The 2,712-nt window shown below is 72.4% G+C and carries 2 protein-coding genes and 1 riboswitch; of the genes, one reads left to right on the forward strand and one right to left on the reverse strand.

Features of this window, described 5'->3' with window-relative positions; all coding sequences use genetic code 11:
• Nucleotides 1–56: 56 nt before the first annotated feature.
• Nucleotides 57–1,349, reverse strand: coding sequence for a threonine synthase (gene thrC, locus FOE67_RS22100; protein ID WP_228474161.1), 1,293 nt, complete (start codon nt 1,347–1,349; stop codon nt 57–59).
• Nucleotides 1,350–1,366: 17 nt separating this feature from the next.
• A riboswitch (SAM riboswitch) is annotated at nt 1,367–1,508 on the reverse strand.
• Between the two features lie 123 nt (nt 1,509–1,631).
• Here thrC and FOE67_RS22105 point away from each other — a divergent pair.
• The gene (locus FOE67_RS22105) at nt 1,632–2,606 is read left to right on the forward strand and encodes a glucosyl-3-phosphoglycerate synthase (RefSeq protein WP_182666597.1); all 975 of its coding nucleotides are present in this window, start codon (nt 1,632–1,634) and stop codon (nt 2,604–2,606) included.
• Nucleotides 2,607–2,712: the final 106 nt, after the last annotated feature.

Consider the following 2,712-nt stretch of genomic DNA (forward strand, 5'->3'; position numbering starts at 1 on the left):
GGACGGGGAGCCGGGGGCGGGGGGACGACCGACGACCCCGGCCCCCGGCGACGGGCTCAGGCGAGCCCGGCCTCCCGGAAGGCGTCCAGGTCGGGGCGGATGATCGCGGTCGGGCCGGTGGTCGGCGCCACCGCGTCCAGCGTCTTGAGGCCGTCACCGGTGTTGAGCACCACGGTGGTCAGCGTCGGGTCCAGCGCCCCGCTCTCGATGAGCTTGCGGGTCACGCCGACCGTCACGCCGCCGGCCGTCTCGGCGAAGATGCCCTCGGTGCGGGCCAGCAGCTTGATGGCGTCCACCACCTGCGCGTCGGTGACGTCCTCCACCGCGCCGCCGGTGCGGCGGGCGATGTCCAGCACGTACGGGCCGTCCGCCGGGTTGCCGATCGCCAGCGACTTGGCGATGGTGTTCGGCTTCACCGGCCGGATCACGTCGTGGCCGTCCTTGAAGGCACGGGAGACCGGGGAGCAGCCCTCCGCCTGGGCGCCGAAGATCCGGTAGGGCCGGTCCTCGACCAGACCGAGGGAGATCAGCTCCCGGAGCCCCTTGTCGATCTTGGTGAGCTGGGAGCCCGAGGCGATCGGCACCACCAGCTGGTCCGGCAGGCGCCAGCCCAGCTGCTCGCAGATCTCGTACGCCAGGGTCTTGGAGCCCTCGGCGTAGTACGGGCGCAGATTGACGTTGACGAAGCCCCAGCCCTCACCCGCCGGGTCGCCGATCAGCTCGCTGCAGAAACGGTTGACGTCGTCGTAGCTGCCCTCGATGCCGACCAGATCGCCCCCGTAGACGGCGGCCATCACGACCTTGCCCTGCTCCAGGTCGTGCGGGATGAACACGCACGAGCGCAGACCGGCCCGGGCCGCCGCGGCGCCGACCGCACCCGCCAGGTTGCCGGTGGAGGAACAGGAGAGGGTGGTGAAACCGAAGGCCCGGGCCGCCTCCAGCGCGTTCGCCACCACCCGGTCCTTGAAGGAGTGCGTGGGGTTGCCGGAGTCGTCCTTCACCCACAGGCCACCGGTCACGCCCAGCTCGGCCGCCAGCCGGTCCGCCCGCACCAGCGGGGTCCAGCCCGGGTTCAGGTTCGGCTTGGTGGCCACGTCCGCCGGGACGGGCAGCAGCTCCGCGTACCGCCAGATGCTCGCGGGACCCGCCTCGATGCGGGCGCGCAGCCCCTCCGGGTCGCCGGTCGGGAGGTCGTAGGCAATCTCCAGCGGGCCGAAACACTCGGCACAGGCGAAAATCGGACCCAACGGGTAACGCTGCCCGCACTCGCGGCAGGAAAGCGCCGAGGCCGGACCGAGATCGACGGAGGCGGTGGAAGCGGAGGTGGTGGGTGCGGAAAGCACGGACATGGGAGCGAGGCCCTCTCTCCTCATCTTCCCCGCGGCGACCCTCGCCACGGGACGGAATTGGCACCATCCCCACCGGGGACCTCGCAGCGGAATCGCGAGACCGGCGGGAGGGTTGCCGGGGCTTCAACGGGCCGTTCCCTCTGCCCCTCTGGATGAGCTGTATGCGATTGTCAAGCGGAGGCCCCCGATATGCGGAGGTCATCTTCGCCGCTCAAGACTGTAACCGACGGCCCGCACAATGACTCGGTCCGTCCAGTTCCCGAGACACCGAGGAGCGACATCGTGCTGGAAGAGGCAACGGAGTGGCTGAGCCGCCGGTCCTGGACCGCCGCCGACCGCCCGCTGTCACGGCTGGTGGCCGCCAAGCGCAAGGCGGGCCCGGCGGGCAGTGTCAGCGTCGTGCTCCCCGCGCTGAACGAGGAGGCGACCGTCGGCGAGATCGTCGAGACGATCCGCCGCGACCTCATGATCGACGCACCCCTGGTCGACGAACTGCTGGTGATGGACTCGGGCTCCACCGACCGCACGGCCGAGGTGGCCGCCGCGGCCGGGGCCAAGGTCGTGCACCGGGACGAGATCCTGCCCCGGTTGCCCGCCCTGCCGGGCAAGGGCGAGGTGCTCTGGCGTTCGTTGTTCGCCGCGAGCGGCGAGATCATCTGCTTCGTGGACGCCGACCTCAAGGAGTTCGACTCCGCCTTCGCCTCCGGCATCATCGGGCCCCTGCTCACCGAGCCCGACGTGCACCTGGTCAAGGCCATGTACGACCGGCCGCTGGGTGCCGAGGCGTCGGGGGCGGGCCAGGGCGGTCGGGTGACCGAACTGGTCGCCCGCCCCCTGCTGAACCTGCACTGGCCGCAGCTGGCCGGCGTCGTGCAACCGCTCGGCGGGGAGTACGCCGCCCGCCGCTCGCTGCTGGAGCGCCTGCCGTTCCCCGTCGGCTACGGCGTGGAGCTGGGCACCCTGGTGGACACCCTGGACCTGTGCGGGCTGGACGCCATAGCCCAGGTCGACGTGGGGGTGCGCCGTCACCGGCACCAGGACGGGCAGGCCCTGGGCAGGATGGCCGCCGCCATCCTGCGCACCGCGCAGTCCCGTCTGCCGGTCCCGCCGGGGGTCATCCCGATCCGGCCCGGCATCACCCAGTTCGACCGCTCCCCGGAGGGCGGGTTCGCGCCCCGGCACCACACCGTGGACACCGTGGAACGGCCACCGCTGGTGACCGTGCCCGAGTACATGGCCGCGCGTCGGGCTGCCTGAGCCGCCGGCCCGATCCCGCCCGACGGGACCCCACCGGGTCCGGTCGGCACCGGCCCGGACACCGCGGGGGCGATCCGTCGCCCCCCGACCGTCCCGGCCCCCCTTC

Origin of the sequence: Streptomyces calidiresistens (assembly GCF_014141525.1) — a bacterium.
Classification (GTDB): Bacteria; Actinomycetota; Actinomycetes; order Streptomycetales; family Streptomycetaceae; genus Streptomyces; species Streptomyces calidiresistens.